Origin of the sequence: Pseudomonas sp. LBUM920, from assembly GCF_003852315.1 — a bacterium.
GTDB lineage: Bacteria > Pseudomonadota > Gammaproteobacteria > Pseudomonadales > Pseudomonadaceae > Aquipseudomonas.
In genome coordinates, this window is record NZ_CP027762.1 from 4,320,746 (window position 1) to 4,342,257 (window position 21,512).

The following is a 21,512-nucleotide window of genomic DNA, read 5'->3' on the forward strand; positions in this document are numbered from 1 at the left end:
CTGGCTGGGGCTCAGGCTTTCACGTTCTGCCGGATGTTCCAGCCAAACTTCACCGGCCCACCGTCCTTGCCGCCATCGGCTTTCTGCGGTTGGTAACTGACGTCGACGGTGGCGAAATTCAAGGCGAAACTGTCGTGCAGTACATCGGCGCCGTTTTCAGCACTCGTGCTGTAGGACACCACCATGACCTCCTTCAGGGTGATCACCAGATACTCCACCGGGCTCGCGCCTCCCGCCTTGCGCACCACCAGTTTCGCCTCCGGATAATGCTTGCCGCTGGCGCAGGCCATCATCAGGTTAGGGCTGGATTTATCCAGCGGCTTTGTCAGGTTCAAGTTGGCAATAGTGACCTTGCCCGCACCGCCGCCCGTACCGCTGTGCATCGAACCTGACTGCGACATTCCCCACGCCCAGTGGGTGATATCGATCTCGTCGCGATGGGCTTGATCCCTTGACTCACCCTTGATGTCGCCCAGCTTCAAAAACATATCGACGGCCATGTTTGCTCCCTGCCTTGGTGTGCGTTGGTAGTGACGTGGGCGCACTTTTTCTTAGCCACCACGCTGCACGCAAGACGCCAAAGCGGGATAGAGACGCACCCCACTTGAATTGGCGAACCTTCCGACATTCATAGGTGCCTGCTGGTCTTTACGCTCTCGACTCCCACAAAAACCAGGCGTTAAGGATGACTGCGTCCCTGTTGAAAGACGGTTTCCCCTCGGCTCACCGCACCACGCGTCAGCGGATTGAAAGCAGTATTGATTTGCGTCGGCTGTTTTTTGCCATTGATACCGACCCGGGGCTGATTGGCGCGGGCGTGGTGTACATCGATGAGACGTTCAACGTGGTGATACTGCGTGAGTTTCAGGCGGTATGCAGCGTGGTGCCGAAGAAGCTGGTGTTGCGCGAGGCGCCTCGCTATGTCGGGCCTGCGGAGTTCAAGCGGATGTTGGAGCATGAACCTCGGGAGTCGAGGTTGGTGGCGCAGGCGCTGAATACGGCAGCCACTTGTACGGGTGCGTTGTTGAGCTGGATGGTAGTTTCGAGTGGAATTGCGTTAATACCGTTTTCAGCGGGAGCGAGTACGGCTATTACGTTTATTGGCCAGGCTGCCTTGGCAGCCAGTCTCGCCCAATGTTTTATCGGCGTTGGTAGAACCGGCGCTGAGTTGATTGCTCCGCAAATTCTTGATCGTCTCGACAACGAGGTTTGGTATGAGGCCGCTACCTCTGTGCTGGATGGCGTCGCTTTACTTGGAATTGGAACATCAGCCCTGACGACAGTCAAAGCCATTAATGTCAGTACCAGGGTAACGGGTAAACCCCTCAGACAAATACTCAAAGGGCTTACGCGACAAGAGCGGGTAAAAATCAACGATGAATTGCTCAGAATCAACGACCCGCGACTGACGACGAAACTACTCAAGTTGAAACAAGCTGCTGGCACCGCTTCCAAGCGCATCAGTGCGACACACATGCAACGTGCCACAGCCACTCACATAAGGGATGCATGCGCGGGAATACTGGGGATAACCAGCAGCGCAATGTCAGGGAACGTCAAGACCCTCGCTATTGGTATCTACGAGGAAGTCAGACCGTGAAAAAGCAGCGAGCTCAAAAAGCCCTGGAAAAAATGGGTTACAGCAATCAACCCGCTCTTGACTGGAAAAACATGAGCGCAGAAAACTTCCATTATTCAGTTTTCTACTTAGAAGACCCTCGTTTATTGCGCAAACGCTACACACCCGTCATTGCTGGATGGATGCTTGCCGGCGGGTTCTCAATTGCACTGACCGGTTTGCTGGTATTGGTCACCTATCTTTCCAGTGCACCGGACGATACAACGTTGCGAAATTGGTTTTTTTCCTGGCTGGCAATCACTGTAGTGTTTGGTATCGCCAAAGCTAGAGTGCTGTACGGTCACATTCATTGGATCTGGATTCATGTCGGCGTATACAGCATCTGTTTTATGGTCTCACTGGCCTCAATCATCTACGCCCCCAATATTTACCTCTACTCCACAGCCCTCCTCTGCCCCTTGATCGGCCTACTGATCCTCAACAGCCACCGCTGCCGCGAACTCCGTCACAAGATGGTAGAACTCCGCCATAAACGCGAAGCCATCATCGCGACCCTGAAAAAACAGGGTCGCTGGAAATGGTGGTAATCCCCTATCCGACTGCCTGCAACACCTCAGGCGCAGGCTCGGCGCGCGCCGCGGTGTACCGATTTACCGGCACCGGCAAGCCCAAGTGCCCGCGCAAGGTGCTGTGGCTGTACTCAGTGCGAAACAACCCGCGATCACGCAACAACGGCAACACTTGATCGGTGAAGCGCGCAAAGTCCTCCGGCGCGCCCACGTGGATATTGAAACCGTCCACCGCCTCTTCGACAAACCAGCGTTCGATCTCGTCCGCCACGGTTTTGGGTGAACCGACAAAACTGGAGAACGGCTTGGCGAAGCGCAGCGCCGCCTGGCGCAAGGTCAGCCCTTGATCGCGGGCGACTTGCTTGATGTTCTCGGCATGCCCGCGATAGCCATTGCTGCCCAGGTCACCCAGGTCAGGAAACGGCTCATCCAGCGCGTACTGCGTGAAGTCGTGGTAGTTGAACGGCCGACCCAATTGCACCAGCGCCTTGTGCAAGTCCAGCTCGCCGTTGCGTTCACGGTCGATGGCCTGGGCCTGTTCGTCGGTGTCGGCAATGATCGGCGAGATGCCGGGCAGGATGGTCACGTGGTCGGGGTTGCGCCCGGCGGCGGCAGTGCGTTGTTTGATGTCGCGGTAGTAGGCCTGGGCGTCTTCAAAATTGCCCACGCCGGCGAAAACCCCTTCGGCGTAGTTCGCCGCCAGGCTGCGCCCGGACTCGGAGATCCCGGCCTGGAAGATCACCGGTTGGCCTTGGGCCGAACGGGCAATATTCAGCGGCCCGGTGACTGAGAAAAACTCACCGTGGTGGTCCAGGCGATGCTGACGTTGGGGGTCGAGGAACACCTTGCTGGTTTTGTCGCGCACGAAGGCGTCGTCCTCGTAGGAATCCCACAGCCCTTGCACCACTTCCAAGTGCTCAGCCGCCCGGCGATAGCGCTCGGTGTGGTCGATATGCTGCTCACGGCCGAAGTTACCGGCAGCGCCTTCCAGGCCGGTGGTCACCACGTTCCAGCCGGCGCGGCCGCCACTGATCAAGTCCAGGGAGGCGAACTGCCGCGCCACGTTGAAAGGTTCGGTGTAGGACGTGGTCAGTGTGGCGACCAAGCCGATTTTCGAGGTGGCACCGGCCACCGCCGAGAGCAGGGTCAGCGGCTCCAGGCGGTTGAGAAAGTGCGGCGCCGAATCCGCGGTGATGTAGGGGCTGTCGACGATGAACACCAGGTCGAACTTCGCCGCTTCGGCCTGCTGCGCCTGGGCGCGATACCAGTCGATGTCGACACTGGCATCGCCGGGGATTTGCGGGTGCAGCCATTCGTTTTGCGCCGTGCCGACGCCCGTGAGAATGGCGCCGAACTTGAGTTGCCGGGGGGATGTGGACATTTTGATGCTCCTCCGTGGATAAACATGAATCACTGTGGCGAGCGCGCTTGTTGTGGCGAACAGGCTTGTTGTGGCGAGCGGGCTTGCCCCGCGTTGGGCTGCGAAGCGGCCCCAACACCTCTCGCCCCAGTTCTCTCTGGATGAACTCGGTGCCTGTGGTGGGCCGCCACGCAGCCCAACGCGCGCAACCCCGCTCGCCACGACACCCGCGCAGACCCCAAAAATCAGGCCGTACGGGCGGCAATGGCTTCAACTTCCACCAGCGCTCCCGGCAAGGGCAACGCCACCACTTGCAACGCGGTGCGCGCCGGCTTGTTCGGCTGTTCGGTCGTGCCGAAGAACTGCGTATAACCACGCTGCAACCCGGCAAAGTCGAGCTTGCCACCGGTTTCTTCAGCACCGACCAGAAAAACCCGCAACTGCACGATATCGCCCAGGTCCAGGTCTTGTTGTTGAAGGATTTTGCGCAGTTTGTTGAACACCGACACCGTCTGCACTTCGGTGCTGCCGTACGCGGCTGGCGTACCCGCAGGGGCCTGGGCGTCGGCAAGATCCGGCAAGGTGCCGCTGACGAAAATCAGGCTGGCAGACGCCGGCACAGTCACGGTTTGCGAGATCGGAAAATCACCGACGCGGGTACGTTGGATGCTGTCGCTCATGAGGATGCTCCTTAAGACGCGGCCAATGCCGCACGCTGTGTTTGTTGCGTCACGCGGTCCGCCAGTTGCGCAACCACATGGCGCGCCGAGTTGGCCGCCGATTCCTGCCAGATGCCCACGCCGCTTTGCACCAGACCGTCCCCGGCGAAATACACGCGGCCATGGGCCTGTTCGAGCAAGGCGCTGGCGTCGGCGGGGAAGTGTTCGCGTCGCAGCCACGGGCCTTCGCTGTAGGGGATCTGTTCCCAGGACACGGCCAGCGGGTTGCGCAGGTGTTTTGAGTAACCCGGATGCAACAGCTCCACGGCCTCCCTGGAGGTGGCGTACTGCTGATCGAACGGCTGCGCGCCAAACACGTCGGCGCCCTCCCCGGTCACGTAACCGGCCACCAGCAACCCTTCGCGGGTGTTGAGGTCGTTGCTCGGGTACCAGAGCAGGCGCGCCGGGTGTTCGATCCAGGACAGGCCGCCGTAGGTGCGGTAGTCGGTTTCCCAGAAGCGCGGCGATTGCCACGCCACTTTGGTGGCCTGGTCGCTGCGGGTGCTGAGCAACGCGGCCTTGATCGGGTCGCTGAAATCAGTATCGAGTTTGGCCAGCAGCGGCAGCGGCAACGTCGAGACCAGATAGTCGGCGCGCACCACCTGTTCGCGGCCACTGTGCTGGTCGTGATAAGTCACTGCCACGCCGTGTTCCAGCTGGCGGATTTGCCTGACCTGCGCGCCCAATTGCACGTGTTCGCTGACGCGCTGGTAAAAGGCCTCGGTGATGCGGTCCATGCCGCCCACCGGTTGGAACATGGTCGCCGAAAACTCAGGGAACTCCGTGTGCAATAACGCGCCCCACAGCTCGGGATGCAGCAGCCGATCCAGTGCCAGCGGGCTTCGCGTGGCGGGCAATGCGCCGGGGTGCGCAGGCGATTCCAGGTGACCGGCGCGCAGGCTGCCTTCATAGGCCAGCGCTTGCGACAGGTCGCCGTACACCTGCAAAAACGCCAGCAAGCGCGTGCGCTCTTCGTTGCTCAACACATCATCGAGCGCATCGCGCTGCACGGCCTTGGCCAGCAAGCCGGACAAGTGCCCGCGCGTATCGTTGATCGCCTGGCCAACGGTGAATGCCGGCTGTTGCAGGTCCGGGCGCACCTGGGCGCCATGGCTGCTGTTGACCAGCACTTCGAGCGGTACGCCCAGCTCGCTGCAGTAATCCAGAATCGTACGGTGCTGGCTGGGAATCCTGGCCGGGCCGGCGTTGAAATACAGGCCCTGATCGAATGCCACGGTTTGCGTGCGGCCGTCCTTGTAGTCCACGCGGTCGCCATGGCGCAGGGTCCAGGTGCGCCCGCCGACGCGATCGCGCGCCTCCAGCACTTGCACACTGAACCCGGCGCGGGTCAGTTCCAGCGCAGTGACCAGCCCGGCAATGCCGGCGCCCAGCACCAGCACGCGGGTGCCCTGCCCCAGGCCGGGCTTGAGTTTCAGCGGCTGTGGGCGTCGGTGCGACGACGGCCCCAGGCCCAGTGCTGCGAGTGCATCCTTGACGGCCGGCTCGCCGCCGACTGCGGCGATGCTCGACAGCGCTTCACGTCGTGTCAGTCCCATGATCGATGCTCCTAGTCCGGCAGGCCCGGTGGGTTGATCAGCGACGTGTCGACGCGCTCGATGTCCAGGCCCCAACGTTGCAGCACCTGTTCGTATTGGCCACCGGCAATCGCGCCTTCAAGTGCCGTGTGAATCGGCTGGACCAGGCCGTTGTCCTTGCGGGTGGTCACGGCGATATCCGCCTTCAACGGCCAGCCACCATTCACCGTGCCGACCAGCTTGATGCCGCCGGTGATGGCCGCCGAATAGGCGTACACCGAGTTGGGCCCGAACAGCGCATCGCTGCGCCCCGATTGCACCGCCAGCTGCGCGGCGGCCTGGTCGTCGAAGTACTGCAACAGCGCAGGTTTGATGCCAGCCTTTTCATTCGCCTCGTTCCACGCCAGCAGGACCTTTTCCTGGTTAGTGCCGGAGCCGACGATGATCTTCAGCCCGGCAATGTCGGAGGCTTGTTTGATCTCGGTGATCTTGCTGGTGCTCTTGACGTAAAACCCCAGCACATCCTGGCGATACGTGGCGAAGTCAAAACGCTTCTTGCGTGCTTCGGTCACGGTGACGTTGCTGATCACCGCGTCGTATTTGCCCGAGCTGACACCCAGCGGCCAATCTTCCCAACTGGTCTGCACCACGTTGAGTTGCAGGCCAAGACTGTCGGCGACCAGCTGCGCGGTGTCGGCCTCGCTGCCGATGGTGGTCTTGTCGTCATTGGCCAGCAGCGCCAGCGGTGGCCCGGCCACGCCGGACACGGCCACGGTGAACTTGCCCGGCTGGGCAAACTTGAAGCCCGGCGGAATCTGCGCGATGGCCGCTTCGTTGCGCGGCACATGAATGCGCACGCGGTCAGGGCTGAGGTCGACCTGTTGCACGGCGAAAGCGGTTTGCGCGGTGCTGACGGCTAGCGCCAGCAAGGCCACGCGAGCGGTATGGATGAACATGGCAGTCACTCCTTGAACTAAAGCACCTTGCCGAGAAAGGCCACGGTGCGGGGATGTCGGGGTTGGCGGAAAATCTGTTCGGGCGGGCCCTCTTCGATCAATTGGCCGTCGCACAGAAACACCACGTGGTCGGCCACCTCGCGGGCGAAACCGATCTCGTGGGTGACGATCACCAGGGTCACGCCCAGTTGGGTCAGGCCCTTGATCACATCGAGCACTTCGCCCACCAGTTCCGGGTCGAGGGCTGAAGTGGGTTCGTCAAACAGCAGCACCTTGGGGTCCAGCGCCAGGGCACGGGCGATGGCCACGCGCTGTTGCTGGCCGCCGGAGAGCTGGCGTGGGTAGGCATCGACCTTGTCTGCCAGGCCGACCTTGGCCAGCAGTTCGGACGCCTTGGCCTGCGCCTCGGCCCTGCTCCAGCGCTTGTGCGCCAGCGGCGCTTCGGCGATGTTTTCCCAGGCGGTGAGGTGCGGGAACAGGTTGAAGTTCTGGAACACGAAGCCCACGTCGATACGGCGTTTAAGAATCTCGCGCTCTTTCAATTCGTAGAGCAGGTCACCCTTGCGGCGGTAACCGACGTATTCACCGTCGATGGTGATGTGCCCGCTGTCGATCTTCTCCAGGTGGTTGATGGTGCGCAGCAAGGTGGATTTGCCCGAGCCGGACGGCCCGAGAATCACCGTGACCTTGCCCGGGTCGATGGTCAGGTCGATGTCTTTGAGCACCTGCTGGTTGCCAAAGCGCTTGCCCACGCCCTGGATCTGGATGCGCCCCGCGCGTGCGTCACTCATGGGTTTTCTCCTTGAGCCAGCGGCGGATGCGTTGCAGCGGTGTCGGCGGCAACACGCGTGCGGTGCCACGCGCGAAGTGGCGCTCGACGTAGTACTGGGCGCTGGTCAGCACGGTGGTGATGATCAGGTACCACACGGTGGCCACGATCAGCAGCGGGATCACCGCCTGGGTGCGGTTGTAGATGACCTGCACGGTGTAGAACAGCTCCGGCAAGGCCAGCACGTAGACGATGGAGGTGCCCTTGACGAGGCCGATGATTTCGTTGAAACCCGAGGGCAGAATCGAGCGCAAGGCCTGGGGCAGAATGATGCGAAAGATACGGCGCGAAGCCGGCAAACCCAAGGCCGCCGCCGCTTCATGCTGGCCGGCATCTACGCCGATCAAGCCGCCGCGAATGATCTCTGCCGCGTAGGCCGCTTGCATCAGGCTCAGGCCCAACACCGCCACGGTGAATTGACTGAGCACATCCACCGTCGACCATTCGGCGAACACCACGCCGGTGAACGGCACGCCGAGCACGATGTGGTCATACAGGTAGGCAAAGTTGTAGAGGATGATCAGCACCAGCAGCGCCGGCATCGAGCGGAAAAACCAGATATAGCCCCAGGCCAACGCCGCCAGCAGCGGCGAGCCCGACAGCCGCGCCAGGGCCAAGGCAGTGCCGAGGATGATGCTGAACACGGTGCTGAGCAATGTCAGCAACAGCGTCTGGCCCAGGCCGCGCAGCACCGACGGCGAGAAGAACCACTGGCCGAATACGCCCCACTCCCAACGCGGGTTGGTGGCCAGCGAATGCACGATGGCGAGCAGTACCAGCGCGGCGAAAATCGACCCGGCCCAGCGCCACGGGTGTCGGGCCGGCACTACGTGCAAGGCTTTGATCGGCGTTGCGACACGCGCCTGGCGAACCGGGTAGTCGGTGACCTCATCGATCAGGTCATAGGTTTTGGCGACAATGGGCATGGTCTATTCCTCGCGGGTTGCGGCCTTAGAAGGCGTAAGTCAGCCGGGTGTAGTAGTACCCGCCGGTAAAACCGTAGGGCGAATACGTGCCGTAGCTGGCGAGCATGGTGCTGCTCGGCACGCCTTGTTTTTTGGGGTATTGGTCGAACAGGTTCTTGGCGCCGACGGCGACGTTCAGGTCTTTGGTGAGGTTGTAGCCAAGGTCGAGGTCGGTGATCCACTTGGCGCTGTAGACCCGGTCGAGGCTGCGGTCGGCGGAGACGTTGACCTCTTTGTACGAGCCGTAACGGGTCAGGGCCAGGTTGAGGTTGAAGCGGTCGATGCTCCAGTCACCGCCCAGGATCAGCTTGGTCTTGGGCTGCACATCGGTGATCAGGCCGCGGGCCTGGCGGTCCATCAGGTCATAGGAGGTGCCAAGGATGTCAGTGGACGCCTTGTAGTTGAGGATCTTGGTCTGGTTCCAGTTGAACGCCGCCGTCCACTTCAGCGAGCCGTACGGGCCGATGTCCTGGTTGTAGTTGCTGACCAGGTCCACGCCTTTGGTGCGGGTGTCGGCGCCGTTGATGAAGTACTGGCCGCCGGAGGTGGAGTTGATGCCGTTGTTCTGCAAGACCTGGGTGACTTCCGGGCCGAGCAAGGTGCCGGTCAGGGTGATGCGGTCACGCAGGTTGATCACGTAGGCGTCGGCGGTGAAGTTCAAGCGGTCGGTGGGCGTGAGGGTGAAACCGAGGCTGAAGTTGGTCGAGCGCTCGGGTTTCAAGCCCTCGGCGCCCAAGGCCTTGGCCGCCGCCGACCCCACGGGCAACACGCCGTAGTTGATCGATTGATACACGCCGTCGACCACGCCATAGGTCGTGGAGCGCGCGCTGAACAGGCTATTGGCCAGGGACGGCGCGCGAAAACCATTGCTGACCGTAGCGCGCACGGCGAACTGCGGGGTGAAATCGTAGCGCGTGGTCAGCTTGCCGCTGCGGGTCGCGCCGACGCCTTCGTTGTAATGCTCATAGCGAAACGCGGTGCCCACGTACCAGTCCGGCAGCGGGTTGAACCCAACATCCACATAGCTGGCAAGGCTGTTGCGCGAGGCACTGCTTTCTTCAGCCGGTGAAATGCCGTTGGTGACCTGCGCCCCGGAAGACGCGCAATTGCCCGGCGCCACGCAGTAACCGCCATTGGCATAGGAGGCGTAGTCACCGGCCTGCACCTCATAGGTGTCGCGCCGATGCTCAAAGCCATAAGACAGGTCCAGCGGCTTTTGCAGGCCAATGTCGAAGCCGCGCTTGAAGTCGAGGTTGGTGGTCAGCTCGGTGGAAATCCAGGTGCCGGAGGTGAAGCTGTTGGGCGTGTACTCGCCCAGAGACGGGTTCTGGTTGTGGGTGGTGCCCTGCTCCGCTTCGTTGCGTCCATAGGTGGTGGACAAATCCCAGTCCCACGCGCCGACCGTGCCCTTGCCGCCGAACGCGGCCTGGAAATCATCCTCATCGATGTACCAGGTCGGCGTGTAGCCGGCCGGGTAACCATTGGGCCCGGTGGTGATGGTGTTGGTGATGGTCGGCAAGCGGAAGTTCTGGCCTTGCTCGGCCTTGCGTCGCGAGTAAGTGGTGAAGGAATACAGGCTCAAACTGTCATCAATCGGCAGCTCGGCGTTGTAGCCCAGGGTGAGCAGGTTGGTCTTGGGCGTGCCGTAACCGCCATAAGTGGACGTGCCCGCCAGGCCATAGGCTTGCTCGTAGGTGTAACCGTTGGCGCTGGCCTTGTTGTCGTCATTCTGGCTGCGTGCATCCAGGGCCAACTGCACGATGCCGCCGTCGCCGATTTCGAAACCCTTGTTGAGGCTTTGCTGCACGGTCTGTTTTTTGCCGTCGTAGCCCTGGCCGATGTTGGTCACAGCGGTGCCGCTGGTGTCGGCCTTGAGGATCACGTTGATCACCCCGGCGATGGCGTCCGAGCCGTATTGGGCGGCAGCGCCATCACGCAGCACTTCAACGTGGTCGATGGCGCTGATCGGGATCAGGTCGAGGTCGGCCGGTGCGGCGCCGGTGTTGATGCCGTTGATGTTCAAGGTGGCGCTGGTGTGACGGCGTTTGCCGTTGACCAGCACCAGCACTTCGGCGGCACTCAGGCCGCGCAGGTTCGGGGCGCGGGCAATGCCGCTGGCGTCCCAACCGGTTTTTTCCGGCAGGGTCAGCGACGGGATCACCGCGCTCAGGGCTTCCATCAAACCGGGCTTGCCGGTGCTTTGCAGTTGCTTGGCGCTGACGACATCGATTGGCACCGGGCTGCTGGTGACGGTGCGCTGCTCGGCGCCACGGTTGCCGGTGACCACCACGGTGGACAGGGTGCTGTCGTCCTGGGCCTGGGCCGTGTGTGTCAGTAAGGCCAGCGCCAGTGCGGCGGTGGGGTGTAAAACGTGCTTCATGGCCACTCCAGACTTTCCAGATCGCGAAGTCGGGCGCTCGCGCGGTCGTGCGCGGTGCTCGGATTTTTCGAGGGTGTTTCGGCGATTGGAAACTAGGTGTGGGGCGAGCGAGGGGTTTGAATGGGCAACATACGTTGAACTCCGTTCCAACGATTCTGCCGCCGGGTCTTTACCCGTTTATGGCGCGCAGAATCTGAATCACGCTGGGTACCATCCGAGGTCAGGGGTAGGCTGTTGCGATCAAACATAACGGAATGGATTTCAAAAATATAATGCTATTTGGGTATAAGCTAATATTCTCTACTTTCATTATTTATTAATAATTTTATTCGTATTGGTAATGTCTTCTTGAGATCAGGCGCGGGTTGCCAGCGTGGTTTAACGGAGCGCCCAAGATCAAAATCTACAGCACGGCAACCTGACAGCCGACCTGACCCTGGAGGCTGCACTCGACCAAATGTGGGAGCTGGCTGGCCTGCGATGCAGACAACCCGGTGTATCAGCCATACCCGGTTGATGCCATCGCAGGCAAGCCAGCTCCCACACTTGGAGCTCTGTGCATCAGACAAAGATGGGTTGCTATGCTTTTGCTTCTACCACTCAGGTCGGCTACCAGGCCGCCGTGCTCTGCTTTTGATCTTGATCTGCTTTTGACTTTGATCTCAGGCGCCCCGTTAAACCACGCTGGCCTCACGCAGGTTTTGGACCGTGGGTAAACCGTCGGGACGCCGGTTTAGCCGTGTTGGGCCATGGATGGCCCATCGCGGCGGCCCACGCTCCAAAGCCTGCGTGAGGGCACACCGAGCCCAGGCGAGGTGCCGAGTGGTGGGGCGAGGACCTTTTGGTTACTTTTGGGTCCCTCCAAAAGTGACCCGCTGTAAGAGCGGAACCAATAGCAGCCGTTACCACAGCAACGGATATGCACCCAATCGACCTAAAAAAGCGCAAGCCCAAAGACCGCCATCGCAGGCGACCCTGCTCCCACATTCTCTACCGCCTCCCTCACTTCATCTCGCCGGCCGCAGCAACTGCATCTGCTGGCGATAATCATCCGTCACCTGCCGCGCCTGGCTGCTGCTGGTAATCACCCGAGGCGTAATCAACACAATCAGCTCCGTGCGATCCTTGGACTTGCTGGTGTTACCAAACAACCACCGCAGCCCAGGAATCTTGCCCAAATACGGCACAGCACTGACACTCTGCGCGTTGTCCTGCTTGATCAACCCGCCCAGCAACACCGTCTGCCCACTTTGCACCGCCACCTGCGTCGACACCGACCGCGTCGATATCCGCGGATTCACCGGCGTATCACTGGTACCACTCTGAGTCTGGGCATCACTGACCTGCTGCTGAATATCCATGTACACCAACCCGCCCGGATTAATGCGCGGCACCACATCCAGAATCACCCCGGTCTGCACGTACTCGACGCTGCTCAAAGTGGAATCGGCGTTGCCGGTATTCACCGTGGTCTGACTGATAGGAATGTTATCCCCCACCTGAATCTGCGCCGGCTGGTTATTCATCACCACCAACGACGGCGCCGACAGCACCTGAGTGCGCCCATTGGTCTCAAGCGCATGCAACGCCACCTGCAAATTGGCGCTGACAAACGAGTAAAACAACGAATCCGACGCCCCCAGCCCTGCGCCGCCGCCCCCTAGCGCCCCCTGACTACCCGAGGCATTTGCCACCGTCTTACTCCCCGAGTTCCCCGCCAGGCGTCCCAGATACCACTGCACCCCAAGGTCCAGCTCCCCGGTCAACTTGACCTCAAGAATGCGCGTCTCGATCTGCACCTGAAGCGGCGGATTGTCGAGGCGTTTGATCGCCGCTTCGATCTCCTTCCACTGCGCCGGACGCGTGCGCACCAGCAGTTGGTTACTGCTCTTCTGCGCCGTAATCCGAGTACCGGCTTCAAGACTTTTATCCGGCGCAGACGCAGCAACGTCCGGTGCTTGCTCAGGCTCGTCGGCGGGCGGCGGCGCATCTTGCAACCCGCCGGCATTGCTGTTGAGCGACGACAACGTAGCCGTGCGCAAGCCCGGCGCAACCTTCGCCGGCGCGTCGTCCTTGATCGCGTCATTGCCATAGATCTGGCGCAGGTACTTGGCCAGGTCCGACGCCTTCATATTGCGCACATCGTAGACATACATCTGCGGCTCGTTACCGCCGCCCTCATCGACGGTGCGGATCCAGTCACCCACCTCGCTGAGGTACTGCGGCTGTGAAGAAATCGCCACCACCGAATTGGTGCGCTCAATCGGCAAAAACCGCAGCATGCCCGCCAACGGCATGCCACTGTCCGGGCCGAACATGGCTTGCAGCTCGGGCATCAACTCGGCGACTGACGCGCGTTGCAGGCCGAACACGCCCACCGACATGCCCTTGAGCCAGTCCACATCAAAGGTGTCGATGGTCTCCTGATAGTTGGCCAGCTCCTCCGGGGTGCCGGCCAGGCTGAGGATATTGCGCGCCGGGTCCACCAGCAAAAACGCGTTCTCGCGCGCAAACGGCTTGAGCAGTTTCTGCATCTCGGTGGCCGAGATATACCGCAGTGGGAACAACCGCGCAGAGAGGCCGCTGGACGGTGCCGCCACGTGCATTTTCGGCACCAGCTTGCCGGCCACGGCCTGGTCGGCGGGCAGGATCACATAGCGCTGGCCCTGGCGGATCATCGCGTTGTCGGTCCAGGACAGCAGGGTTTCCAGAATCGACAACGCCTGCTGCTTGTCCACCGGTTTGGAGGTGGAGAAGCTGACATTGCCCTTCACGCCCTGGGCGATGCTGTAGTTTTCGTGCAGCAGGTCGCCCATCACGCTGTTGATCACTGCCTCGATGGGCTGGTCGGCGAAATTGAACACGATGTCGCCGCCCTGCTCCTTCGCGCTCGGCGTTGCGCTGGGCGGGCGCACGAATTGCTGGTTGCCACGGATCACCTGGCGCTGTGGCGCTGACCGGGTTGCAAGCGGCGGGCTTTGCGGTGCAGGCGCCTCAGTCGGCGGTCGTTGCGAACCGGTGCCCTGCATGGCTTCGTGCAGCAGCTCGTCGTCCGGGTCGGGGCGGTCGGGGAAGGCGCCACAGCCGCCCAGTGCGAGGGCGGTGGCCAGGCAAAATGTTGAAGTGCGCATGTCGATCAAGGGAGGGGCTCGCGGGGAAGAGTAATCGGGGGCCGGGTGGACGGCGGCGGCAGGCGCTTGGCATAGAGGTTCAAGGTTTGCGTGCGGCCATCCAGGACAAAACGGGCGTATTGCGGCGTCAGGTGCTCCAGGCGCCAGCCGTTGGGCAGCGTCTGGCCCAGGCGCACGGTCAGCGGACGGCCGTCGGCCTGCTTGAGCATCGCCAGTTGCAGGTTGCCGGTGATCATGATGCCGCTGAGGGTCAGGTTGGCCAGGCTCGATACCCGGGCTTTGCCCACCACGCTGTCGGGGCTGCGATCAGGGCTGAACAGCGGCGTTTGCCAGGTGGCGGCAAGGCTGTCGAGCGTGACGCTTGGCGCCACGCGCGCACTGACCGCAGGGTGCGCGCGCGCGACGGGTTCGGGCAGCCACTGCGGTTGATCGCCGATGCTGCTGAGGATGACCGCCATCAGCACGCCGAGTAACCCAGCCAGGCCGAGCAAGCCCCATTCCAGGAGGCGCAGGGCGCCGATCATCGCGCCACCTGCGGTTGCAGATAGCCGCGCACCAACAGCTGCACCAGCAGTTTTCCCGCCCCACCGGTGGCGGGCGCCTGCTGGCCACGGCGGATGCGCAGCTCATCCACAAACAAAAACGGCGGCTGGTACTCCAGCTCATGCAGCACGGCTTCCAAGGGCTCGATGGCGCAGTTCAGGGTCAGGCTGACTTTGACCTGGCGATACGGCTCGCCCTCGTCCTGCTCCGGGGTGATGGGCTTGCGTTGGGTCAGGCTGCAGCCGCCGCCGAGCGTGGCGTGGCTGTTGATCAGGTCGGCAAGGCGCTGCATCAGGTCGGCGGCCACCACGTCGGGGTCATCGCCCGGCAACAGGCTGGTGCTGCTCGCCGGGTCCTGGCGGGCCTGTTGAAGTTGCTGGCGCAGCGCATCGCCCTGGCGCACCACGCCGGCGTAGCGTTGCTGCTGCTCGCGCAACTGCTCGGCCTGTTCGCCCATGTCACGCAAGGGGCCGGCGAACCAGCTTTCGATCAACAGCCAGTAGGCCGCGCCGACGACCACGGCCAGCAATAACAAGGCCGCGCCGCGACGTTCACGGGGTGTGAGGGGTCGGCGCATCGGCGGCCTCCTGGCGTAGGTGGGCACGCAAGGCAAACTGGTCCTTGCCGGTGCGCGCATCGGGTTGAATCACCCCTTCGAACTGGGCGTTTTCCAGGCTGTGGCAACCCTTGATGCGGGTGATCAGCGCGCTGGCCTTGGCGCTTTGCCCGGAGATGGAAATCTCGCCGTCCTTGACGTCCAACTGGTCGAACCAGGTGTCGGCGGGCAGGCAGGTGGTGAGGTCATTGAGCAACGCGGCCAAGGGCGGCTGCGCCAGTTTGCGCTGGGTCAGGTATTGCGCCGCGCCACGGGTATTGAGCAGTTGCTGGCGCAGGGCGTGCACCTCGGTAACCTGGGCTTTTTGCTGCTGCACGCTGGCGTGCATGGCGTCGAGCACGCGCTGGCGGTCGTTGAGCCACAGCCACATCGCCGCAATCAGCAAGGCGCCGCACAGCCATGGAAGGCTGCGTTGCAGGCCTTTGCCGGAGTGGCGTTGGCGCGGTCGCAGCGGCGCCGGGAGCAAGTCGATGCCCAGGTGGTTCACGTCCACCCGATGAGGGTGCACGCCGAGGGCGGCGCAGTCGGTGAGGATCTGGTCCAGCTGTTCGCGCAGGATCGCCACCAGTGTGACTTGCAGGTGCGTGGCGGTGCGTTGATCCTGGCGCGCGACAAAGTACAGCCGGTCAGCCTCGAAGGGCGTGTAGCGATCCAGCTCGTACCCGACCACGGCGGTCAGGTTGCGCGCGGCGGCCAGCGGCAGTTGCACGGTTTGCAGCAGCACCGCATCGGGCGCGAGCATCAGCACCTGGCGCGCGCTACCGAGTGCGACCGGTTCGCTCAGTGGCCAGTGGCAGGCCTGCTCAGGCGGCTCGCTCAGGGCCAGCCATTTCGGTACACAGGCGCGCAACTCCGCGAGCCACAGGCGCCAGCCCTGTTGCAGCAGGCTGCCACGCCAGTGCCGGGCGATGGGTTCCAGTCGATTCATTCTTGCCAACGCAGCACCCGGTAGGGTTGCGCGCTGTCCTCCGAGGGGCTCAATAAAACGGTGAGTTGCAGGCGTGCCTGATAGCCGCCGGGACGCTGTGCGTGGCTGTCGACCACCAGCACCACACCCGGGTCGGCGCCTTCGGCGTTCTGACGCGGCAAGTTCAGCGCCTTGCGCATCAGCGGGCTGGCGAAGGCCGGGTCGGGTCGATCCAGGTCACTCCACAGGGTGATTTGCGGCAGCAATTGGCTGTACAGGGTTTGTGTCATGCCGGGCAGCTGGCGCACTTCTTCCAGCACCCGAAACGGCGGCAGGCCGTGCTTGCGGCGCGCCTCGAAGGCTTTGATCAATTGGTCGGCCTGGGCCTGGGTGGCGCCGCAGGCCAGGGCCAGGCGCGTCAAGTCATCGGCCTCGGCGTTGATCAGGTAAAGCTTGCCGCGCTCGCTGCGCAGGCTGACGTGCAACTGGGCATCGTCGAAGGTCAGCGCGATGTCACGGCCGTCGGCAATCCAGCGTCGATCGGCCATGACCAGGGCGATGCCGGCTTCGGCAGCCAGCACGGTCTGGGTGTGCTGGCGCAACCACAGGGCCTGGCGGCTTTGCAGCTGTACCCAACCGGCCAGGCCGCCGAGCAGCACGCTGAGCAAGGCCAGCGCCCAGAGCACCAGCAACAGCGCGGCGCCGCGTTGGCGCCTCATTCCTCCAGCGCTCCGCTTGCGAGGTTCAGACGCAGGGCAATCACCTGGGTAACCCACGGCAGCGGGCCGTCGACGCGCGCGGCAATGCGCACCGCAGCGGGCAAACGCTTGGGCCACGGCCATTGGCTGACCCATCCGGTGGCTTGGCCCAAAGGCGATACGCCGCGGTAACTGAACTGCACGTCCTGGAGGTTCTTGAGCAGCACTTGCGGCTCACTGCGGGCGACGTTGGTGTGCGATTCGAGCTGAGAAAACGACACCTGCAACGCCTGTTTTTGCACTTGCAGCGTGAACCGCTGAATGCCGCCGCCGAGCACACCCGGCAGCGTCGCCACAAACTGCAATCGCTGGGGCATGCCGACAAAAAAACCATCGGTCTGGCTGTCATCTTCGGTCACGTCCAGCGGCAGCGCTTCACTGATTGCCGTGCGTAAAAACTGCTGGGCGGCGCGCATCTCATCCAGGCTGGTGGTGTAGCGCTGGGCCTTGGACACGGCACGATTGGCGCCCAGCAACGCCCCGCCCACCAGCACCAGCAACACCGCGAGCAGGCTCAGCACCACGAGGATTTCCAGCAAGGTGAAGCCCTGCTCGCGGCGCTTCACAGGCGCGCCTTCAAGGTACTGAAACGAGCCTGGTGCGGCCCTTCGCTGACGGTCAGGTCGAGGCGAAACACGTGGGGCTGTTGTCGGGTCTGGGTCAGTTGCCAGTGGATGCCCTGCAGGTCACCTTCACTGACCCCCTCAGTCAGCGGCCCCGCCGCCTCCTGGTCGAGCACCGTCAACGCCGCATGGGTGAGGCGGTCGCTGTGGGCGACTTGCGACAACGAGCGCGCGCTTTGGCCAAAGGCGACCAGCAACACTGTGCCGCACACCGCCATCAAGGTCAGCGCGGCGAGCATTTCAATCAAGGTGAAGCCCGTCTGGTATTTCATGGCAGCGCCCTGGACTGCACGCTGCCGGTCAGCCAGCCCACGTCGATGCGCCAGCGCCGGCTGCCATTGGCCAACAACAGGTGGCCGCCGGTTGAGCTGCCGTCGGGGTAAAACTCGACAGCCGAGCCGGCCTGTTCGGCAGTGTGCAGGCTCACGTGCAACTCAGCCGGCCAGCGTTGCAGCGCGCGGCCCGGTGCCTGGAAGGTCATTTTTTGCAGATCGAACTCAGTGCGCGCCACCGCGCCGCTGACAACCGCCCCGGCCCGCGTGGTGCGCAACGCATCGACCATCTGCCCGACCACACGGCGCTCTTGCGCCGCCTGCAAACCCTGGCGCACGCCCAACCCCAACAACCCGGTGGCGAGGCCGATCAACAGGATGACCACCAGCATTTCCAGCAGGGTAAAGCCGCGCTGGGCCATGGCGAGGTTATTCCCAGTTGCCCAGGTCGGCGCTGTAGCCATCGCCGCCCGGCTGGCCGTCCTGACCGTAGAAAATCAGGTCGAAGGCGCCGTGCTCGCCCGGGTAGCGATAGCCGAAGGCATGGCCGAACGGGTCTTTTAGGTCGGATGGCTTGGCGTAGGGGCCGGCCCAGCTGGCTGCGTTGGCGGGCTTGTCCACCAGCTGTTGCAGGCTGTTGGGCGGTGCGCCGACGTCGAGGGCATAGCTGTCGATTTTCATGCTCAGGCCGGCCAGTTGCGCCTTGCCTGCGCCGTACTTGCCCTTGTCCACGTTGCCGCCGACCTGGCGCACCACAATGGTCGCGACAATGCCCAGCAACACGATCACCGCGAGCATTTCGAGCAGGGTGAAACCGCTTTGGCGGCGTGTCGATCTGAGTTGAAGGTGTCGCATGGGAGTGGCTCCTTGAAGGTTCATATATTGCTGGTCAGGCTCATCAGCGGCAGCATGATCGCCAGCATGATCACCGCCACCAGCACGGCCATGACCACCGTCAGCGACGGCACCAGCGCGGCGAGCAGGCGGTCGATGCCGCGTTTGGCTTCGACGTCGAACACCTCGGCGACCTTGAGCAGCATGCTGTCCAGTTCACCGGCCTGTTCGCCGACTTCAATCATTTGCAGGGCCAGGTCTGGCAGCAGCGGTTGCGCGCCGAACGCGCTGGCGAGGGTGCCGCCGCCTTTCACCGATTCCGCCGCCTCCGCCACTTGGGCTTGCAGCGCCCGGTTGGTGCAGACTTGGCGGGCAATGACGAGTGCCTGCAGCAAGGCCACGCCGTTGCTGAGCAGGGTGCCGAGGGTGCGCGTCAGTCGGGCTGCTTCGACGCGTTGCAGCAGCGGGCCGATCACACGAATGCCGAGCAGGAGGCGGTCATAGCGCTGCCTGCGCAGCGGATCACGCAGGCGTGCCGCCACGATCCAGATGGCCGCAACCAGCGCGCCCAGAACCCACAAGCCATAAGTGCCGAGGAACTGGCCAAGCGCAAGAATGACCTCGGTGATCAGCGGAATCGGCACGCCCAGGTCCTGGAAAATCGGCACGAACTGCGGCACCACGTACGCCAGCAACAGCGCCAGCGAACCCACTACACCGACCACCAGGAACGCCGGGTAGATCAGCGCATTGATGACGTCGCCGCGCAGCAATTGGCTGCGTTCAAGATAGTCGCCCAACTGGTGCAAGGTGCTTTCCAGCGCGCCACCGGCCTCACCGGCGCGCACCATGCTCAAGTACAGCGCCGAGAACGTGTCGCCCTCCTCCTCCAGTGCGGCGGATAACGGCTTGCCCGCCTTGACGTGGTCGCGGATACGCTCGATCAGCGCCCGCACCTGGGGTTGGCCGGGTTGCCTGAGCAGCAGGCCCAGCGAACGCTCAAGTGGCTGGCCGGCGCCGAGCAACGTGGCCAGTTGCTGGGTAAAGCTCACCAGTGCTGCGCCCTTCAACGGCCCGCGCGCAGTGCGCAGCAGCGGGCTGCCGGCCACTTCGATGTGCAACAGCAGTAAACCGCGTTTGTGCAAGACGGCGATGGCCGCCGCCTGGTCCTGGGCTTGCAGCGTGCCGTTGTGGGCCACGCCCTGGCTGTCCAGCGCGCGAAACCTGAACAGGCTCACGCGCCCTCTCCACGGGTGACGCGCAGCACTTCTTCCAGCGAGGTGACGCCCGCCAGCGCCTGGCGCAGGCCTTCTTCATGCAAGGTGCGCAGACCGGCGCGGCGCGCAGCCTGCTCCAGCGTGGCGGCGTCGGCGTGGCGCATCAACAGGCTGCGCAGTTCGTCGTTCATCACCAGCAATTCGGTGATTGCACTGCGACCGCGATAACTGCCCTTGTAGAGCAGGATCGGGCGCTGGTCGGTCAAGCGATCCAGGCCATGTTCTTCGATCAGTTCCGGCGCGGCTTCAAATGCGACGCGGGTCGCCGGGTCCAGGCGCCGTACCAGGCGCTGGGCGAGAATGCCGCTGACCGTCGAGGCGATCAGGTAGCTTTCCACGCCCATGTCCAGCAAGCGCGTGATGCTCGCGGCGGCGCTGTTGGTGTGAAGGGTGGAGAGCACAAGGTGGCCGGTGAGCGAGGACTGGATGGCGATGCGACAGGTCTCCAGGTCGCGGATTTCGCCGACCATGATCACGTCCGGGTCCTGGCGCACGATGGAGCGCAGCGCGCCGGCGAAGTCCAGGCCAATGGCGGGTTTGACCTGGATCTGATTGATGCCTTCGAGCTGGTATTCCACCGGGTCTTCGACGGTGATGATCTTGCGTTCAGCGGTGTTGAGCCGCGACAACGCGGTGTAGAGCGTGGTGGTTTTGCCCGAGCCGGTGGGCCCGGTGACCAGCAGGATCCCGTGAGGACGTTCGAGCAGGTCGAGAAACGCCGCCAGGCGCTGGCCGTCAAAGCCCAGGCTTTGGAAGTCGAACTGCACGGTTTGCCGGTCGAGCAGGCGCATCACCACCGATTCGCCGAAGCTGGTGGGCACCGTGGACACGCGCAGGTCCAGCGCCTTGCCCTGCACACGCAGCATGATCCGCCCGTCCTGGGGCAGGCGCCGTTCGGCGATGTCCAGGCGCGCCATGATCTTGACCCGTGAGATCACCGCCGCCGACGAACTGGCGGGTGGCGCTTCGGCGTCGTGCAGCACACCGTCGATGCGGTAACGCACCTTGAGCTGGTTTTCGAAGGGTTCGATGTGGATATCCGACGCGCGCTGTTCCACCGCACGCTGCAGAATCAGGTTGACCAGGCGAATCACCGGCGCTTCGGAGGCCATGTCCTTGAGGTGTTCGATATCTTCCAGCGCCCCGCCCTGCTCATCGAGGTTTTCGATCAGGGTGCCCATGGCGGAGCGGCCCTGGCCGTAGTAACGCTCGATCAGCGTGTCGACTTCAGTGCGCGGGCCGATGGCCAGCCACACCGGCACCTGGCAGGCGTAGGCCAGGGCTTGAAAGGGATAGAGGTGCGCCGGGTTGGCCGCCAATACGCGCAGGCCACCTTGCGCCCAGCCCATGGGCACCACTTGGTAGTGGCGCATAAAGCGTTCAGTGAGGGCGGGCAACGGGTCGAGCAGCGGCGGCGCGGCATCGGCCAGCAACAGCGGCGCGCCAAGCAGGTCCGCCCAGGCGCGGGCCAGTTCGATTTCGGAAACCAGCCCCAGACGCGCGAGCAGCCCGAGCAGGTCGCCGGCGTCCGTAGACAGACGCCGGGCGCGCTCCAGGTCGACCGTTTTCAGCCCGGCGTGCCGCATCAGCCACGCGCACACGTGGTCGGTGTGCGGGATCTGCAGAGTGCAGGCATCGGTGGGCATTGACGACATAGTG

At 63.1% G+C, this 21,512-nt stretch carries 21 protein-coding genes; 2 read left to right on the forward strand and 19 right to left on the reverse strand.

Translation table 11 applies throughout. The annotated features are described in order from the left end of the window. Positions 1-11: 11 nt before the first annotated feature. Positions 12-500, reverse strand: coding sequence for an Hcp family type VI secretion system effector (locus C4J83_RS19880; RefSeq protein ID WP_124418002.1), 489 nt, complete (start codon positions 498-500; stop codon positions 12-14). A gap of 185 nt (positions 501-685) precedes the next feature. Between C4J83_RS19880 and ssp4 the strand changes: the two genes are divergently transcribed. After that, positions 686-1,600: an Ssp4 family T6SS effector gene (ssp4, locus tag C4J83_RS19885; protein ID WP_124418003.1), complete on the forward strand. Its 915-nt coding sequence runs from the start codon at positions 686-688 to the stop codon at positions 1,598-1,600. Then, complete coding sequence (locus C4J83_RS19890) at positions 1,597-2,166, forward strand: hypothetical protein (protein ID WP_256660611.1); 570 nt, start codon at positions 1,597-1,599, stop codon at positions 2,164-2,166. Before ssp4 ends, C4J83_RS19890 begins: the two co-directional genes overlap by 4 nt. A 4-nt stretch (positions 2,167-2,170) precedes the next feature. Here C4J83_RS19890 and C4J83_RS19895 read toward each other — a convergent pair whose 3' ends face one another. From C4J83_RS19895 to gspE, 18 genes are all read right to left on the reverse strand, one after another. Then, entirely contained in the window at positions 2,171-3,529 is a 1,359-nt protein-coding gene (locus C4J83_RS19895) for an LLM class flavin-dependent oxidoreductase (protein ID WP_124418004.1), read from the reverse strand. Between the two features lie 224 nt (positions 3,530-3,753). Further along, a complete protein-coding gene (locus tag C4J83_RS19900) occupies positions 3,754-4,188 on the reverse strand; it encodes a RidA family protein (RefSeq protein WP_124418005.1) in 435 nt (144 codons plus the stop codon). A gap of 11 nt (positions 4,189-4,199) precedes the next feature. Further along, positions 4,200-5,783, reverse strand: a complete 1,584-nt coding sequence (locus C4J83_RS19905; RefSeq protein WP_124418006.1) for a flavin monoamine oxidase family protein — start codon at positions 5,781-5,783, stop codon at positions 4,200-4,202. A gap of 11 nt (positions 5,784-5,794) precedes the next feature. After that, the gene (locus tag C4J83_RS19910) at positions 5,795-6,718 is read right to left on the reverse strand and encodes an ABC transporter substrate-binding protein (protein WP_106578950.1); all 924 of its coding nucleotides are present in this window, start codon (positions 6,716-6,718) and stop codon (positions 5,795-5,797) included. 17 nt (positions 6,719-6,735) lie between these two features. Beyond that, on the reverse strand, positions 6,736-7,509 hold the full coding sequence (locus tag C4J83_RS19915; RefSeq protein ID WP_106578951.1) for an amino acid ABC transporter ATP-binding protein: 774 nt from the start codon (positions 7,507-7,509) through the stop codon (positions 6,736-6,738). Next, positions 7,502-8,473, reverse strand: a complete 972-nt coding sequence (locus tag C4J83_RS19920; RefSeq protein WP_106578952.1) for an amino acid ABC transporter permease — start codon at positions 8,471-8,473, stop codon at positions 7,502-7,504. The genes C4J83_RS19915 and C4J83_RS19920 overlap by 8 nt, the downstream gene beginning before the upstream one ends. A gap of 25 nt (positions 8,474-8,498) precedes the next feature. Then, the gene (locus C4J83_RS19925) at positions 8,499-10,892 is read right to left on the reverse strand and encodes a TonB-dependent receptor plug domain-containing protein (protein ID WP_124418007.1); all 2,394 of its coding nucleotides are present in this window, start codon (positions 10,890-10,892) and stop codon (positions 8,499-8,501) included. A gap of 1,007 nt (positions 10,893-11,899) precedes the next feature. Further along, positions 11,900-14,023, reverse strand: coding sequence for a type II secretion system secretin GspD (gene gspD, locus C4J83_RS19935; protein ID WP_124418008.1), 2,124 nt, complete (start codon positions 14,021-14,023; stop codon positions 11,900-11,902). 5 nt (positions 14,024-14,028) lie between these two features. Then, positions 14,029-14,547 (reverse strand): general secretion pathway protein GspN, encoded by a 519-nt coding sequence (locus tag C4J83_RS19940; protein WP_124418009.1) that lies wholly within the window; start codon positions 14,545-14,547, stop codon positions 14,029-14,031. Next, complete coding sequence (gene gspM, locus C4J83_RS19945) at positions 14,544-15,143, reverse strand: type II secretion system protein GspM (protein ID WP_124418010.1); 600 nt, start codon at positions 15,141-15,143, stop codon at positions 14,544-14,546. Before gspM ends, C4J83_RS19940 begins: the two co-directional genes overlap by 4 nt. Next, positions 15,118-16,110, reverse strand: a complete 993-nt coding sequence (locus tag C4J83_RS19950; RefSeq protein WP_124418011.1) for a PilN domain-containing protein — start codon at positions 16,108-16,110, stop codon at positions 15,118-15,120. Before C4J83_RS19950 ends, gspM begins: the two co-directional genes overlap by 26 nt. Further along, entirely contained in the window at positions 16,107-16,808 is a 702-nt protein-coding gene (locus tag C4J83_RS19955; protein WP_124418012.1) for a helix-hairpin-helix domain-containing protein, read from the reverse strand. The genes C4J83_RS19950 and C4J83_RS19955 overlap by 4 nt, the downstream gene beginning before the upstream one ends. Then, positions 16,805-17,413 carry a type II secretion system protein GspJ gene (locus C4J83_RS19960; RefSeq protein ID WP_106580555.1) on the reverse strand — a complete coding sequence of 203 codons (609 nt, stop codon included), beginning with the start codon at positions 17,411-17,413 and terminating at the stop codon, positions 16,805-16,807. Before C4J83_RS19960 ends, C4J83_RS19955 begins: the two co-directional genes overlap by 4 nt. Beyond that, positions 17,410-17,742 (reverse strand): type II secretion system protein, encoded by a 333-nt coding sequence (locus tag C4J83_RS19965; protein ID WP_106580554.1) that lies wholly within the window; start codon positions 17,740-17,742, stop codon positions 17,410-17,412. Before C4J83_RS19965 ends, C4J83_RS19960 begins: the two co-directional genes overlap by 4 nt. Beyond that, positions 17,739-18,164 (reverse strand): pilus assembly FimT family protein, encoded by a 426-nt coding sequence (locus C4J83_RS19970; RefSeq protein ID WP_124418013.1) that lies wholly within the window; start codon positions 18,162-18,164, stop codon positions 17,739-17,741. The genes C4J83_RS19965 and C4J83_RS19970 overlap by 4 nt, the downstream gene beginning before the upstream one ends. Positions 18,165-18,171: 7 nt before the next feature. Next, positions 18,172-18,597 carry a type II secretion system major pseudopilin GspG gene (gspG, locus tag C4J83_RS19975; RefSeq protein ID WP_124418014.1) on the reverse strand — a complete coding sequence of 142 codons (426 nt, stop codon included), beginning with the start codon at positions 18,595-18,597 and terminating at the stop codon, positions 18,172-18,174. 20 nt (positions 18,598-18,617) lie between these two features. After that, positions 18,618-19,814 (reverse strand): type II secretion system inner membrane protein GspF, encoded by a 1,197-nt coding sequence (gene gspF / locus C4J83_RS19980; protein WP_124418015.1) that lies wholly within the window; start codon positions 19,812-19,814, stop codon positions 18,618-18,620. Then, entirely contained in the window at positions 19,811-21,508 is a 1,698-nt protein-coding gene (gene gspE, locus C4J83_RS19985) for a type II secretion system ATPase GspE (RefSeq protein WP_106580550.1), read from the reverse strand. Before gspE ends, gspF begins: the two co-directional genes overlap by 4 nt. Between the last annotated feature and the right edge of the window lie 4 nt (positions 21,509-21,512).

Excerpts from the sequence above, each read along its gene's own strand:
- C4J83_RS19970 (WP_124418013.1), bottom strand. The coding sequence starts at position 18,164 with ATGGCCCAGCGCGGCTTTACCCTGCTGGAAATGCTGGTGGTCATCCTG.
- C4J83_RS19950 (WP_124418011.1), bottom strand. The coding sequence starts at position 16,110 with ATGAATCGACTGGAACCCATCGCCCGGCACTGGCGTGGCAGCCTGCTG.
- C4J83_RS19905 (WP_124418006.1), bottom strand. The coding sequence starts at position 5,783 with ATGGGACTGACACGACGTGAAGCGCTGTCGAGCATCGCCGCAGTCGGC.
- C4J83_RS19925 (WP_124418007.1), bottom strand. The coding sequence starts at position 10,892 with ATGAAGCACGTTTTACACCCCACCGCCGCACTGGCGCTGGCCTTACTG.
- C4J83_RS19940 (WP_124418009.1), bottom strand. The coding sequence starts at position 14,547 with ATGATCGGCGCCCTGCGCCTCCTGGAATGGGGCTTGCTCGGCCTGGCT.
- C4J83_RS19955 (WP_124418012.1), bottom strand. The coding sequence starts at position 16,808 with ATGAGGCGCCAACGCGGCGCCGCGCTGTTGCTGGTGCTCTGGGCGCTG.
- C4J83_RS19915 (WP_106578951.1), bottom strand. The coding sequence starts at position 7,509 with ATGAGTGACGCACGCGCGGGGCGCATCCAGATCCAGGGCGTGGGCAAG.
- C4J83_RS19920 (WP_106578952.1), bottom strand. The coding sequence starts at position 8,473 with ATGCCCATTGTCGCCAAAACCTATGACCTGATCGATGAGGTCACCGAC.
- gspG (WP_124418014.1), bottom strand. The coding sequence starts at position 18,597 with ATGCGACACCTTCAACTCAGATCGACACGCCGCCAAAGCGGTTTCACC.
- ssp4 (WP_124418003.1), top strand. The coding sequence starts at position 686 with ATGACTGCGTCCCTGTTGAAAGACGGTTTCCCCTCGGCTCACCGCACC.
- C4J83_RS19900 (WP_124418005.1), bottom strand. The coding sequence starts at position 4,188 with ATGAGCGACAGCATCCAACGTACCCGCGTCGGTGATTTTCCGATCTCG.
- gspE (WP_106580550.1), bottom strand. The coding sequence starts at position 21,508 with ATGTCGTCAATGCCCACCGATGCCTGCACTCTGCAGATCCCGCACACC.
- C4J83_RS19880 (WP_124418002.1), bottom strand. The coding sequence starts at position 500 with ATGGCCGTCGATATGTTTTTGAAGCTGGGCGACATCAAGGGTGAGTCA.
- gspD (WP_124418008.1), bottom strand. The coding sequence starts at position 14,023 with ATGCGCACTTCAACATTTTGCCTGGCCACCGCCCTCGCACTGGGCGGC.
- C4J83_RS19895 (WP_124418004.1), bottom strand. The coding sequence starts at position 3,529 with ATGTCCACATCCCCCCGGCAACTCAAGTTCGGCGCCATTCTCACGGGC.
- C4J83_RS19965 (WP_106580554.1), bottom strand. The coding sequence starts at position 17,742 with ATGAAATACCAGACGGGCTTCACCTTGATTGAAATGCTCGCCGCGCTG.
- gspM (WP_124418010.1), bottom strand. The coding sequence starts at position 15,143 with ATGCGCCGACCCCTCACACCCCGTGAACGTCGCGGCGCGGCCTTGTTA.
- C4J83_RS19910 (WP_106578950.1), bottom strand. The coding sequence starts at position 6,718 with ATGTTCATCCATACCGCTCGCGTGGCCTTGCTGGCGCTAGCCGTCAGC.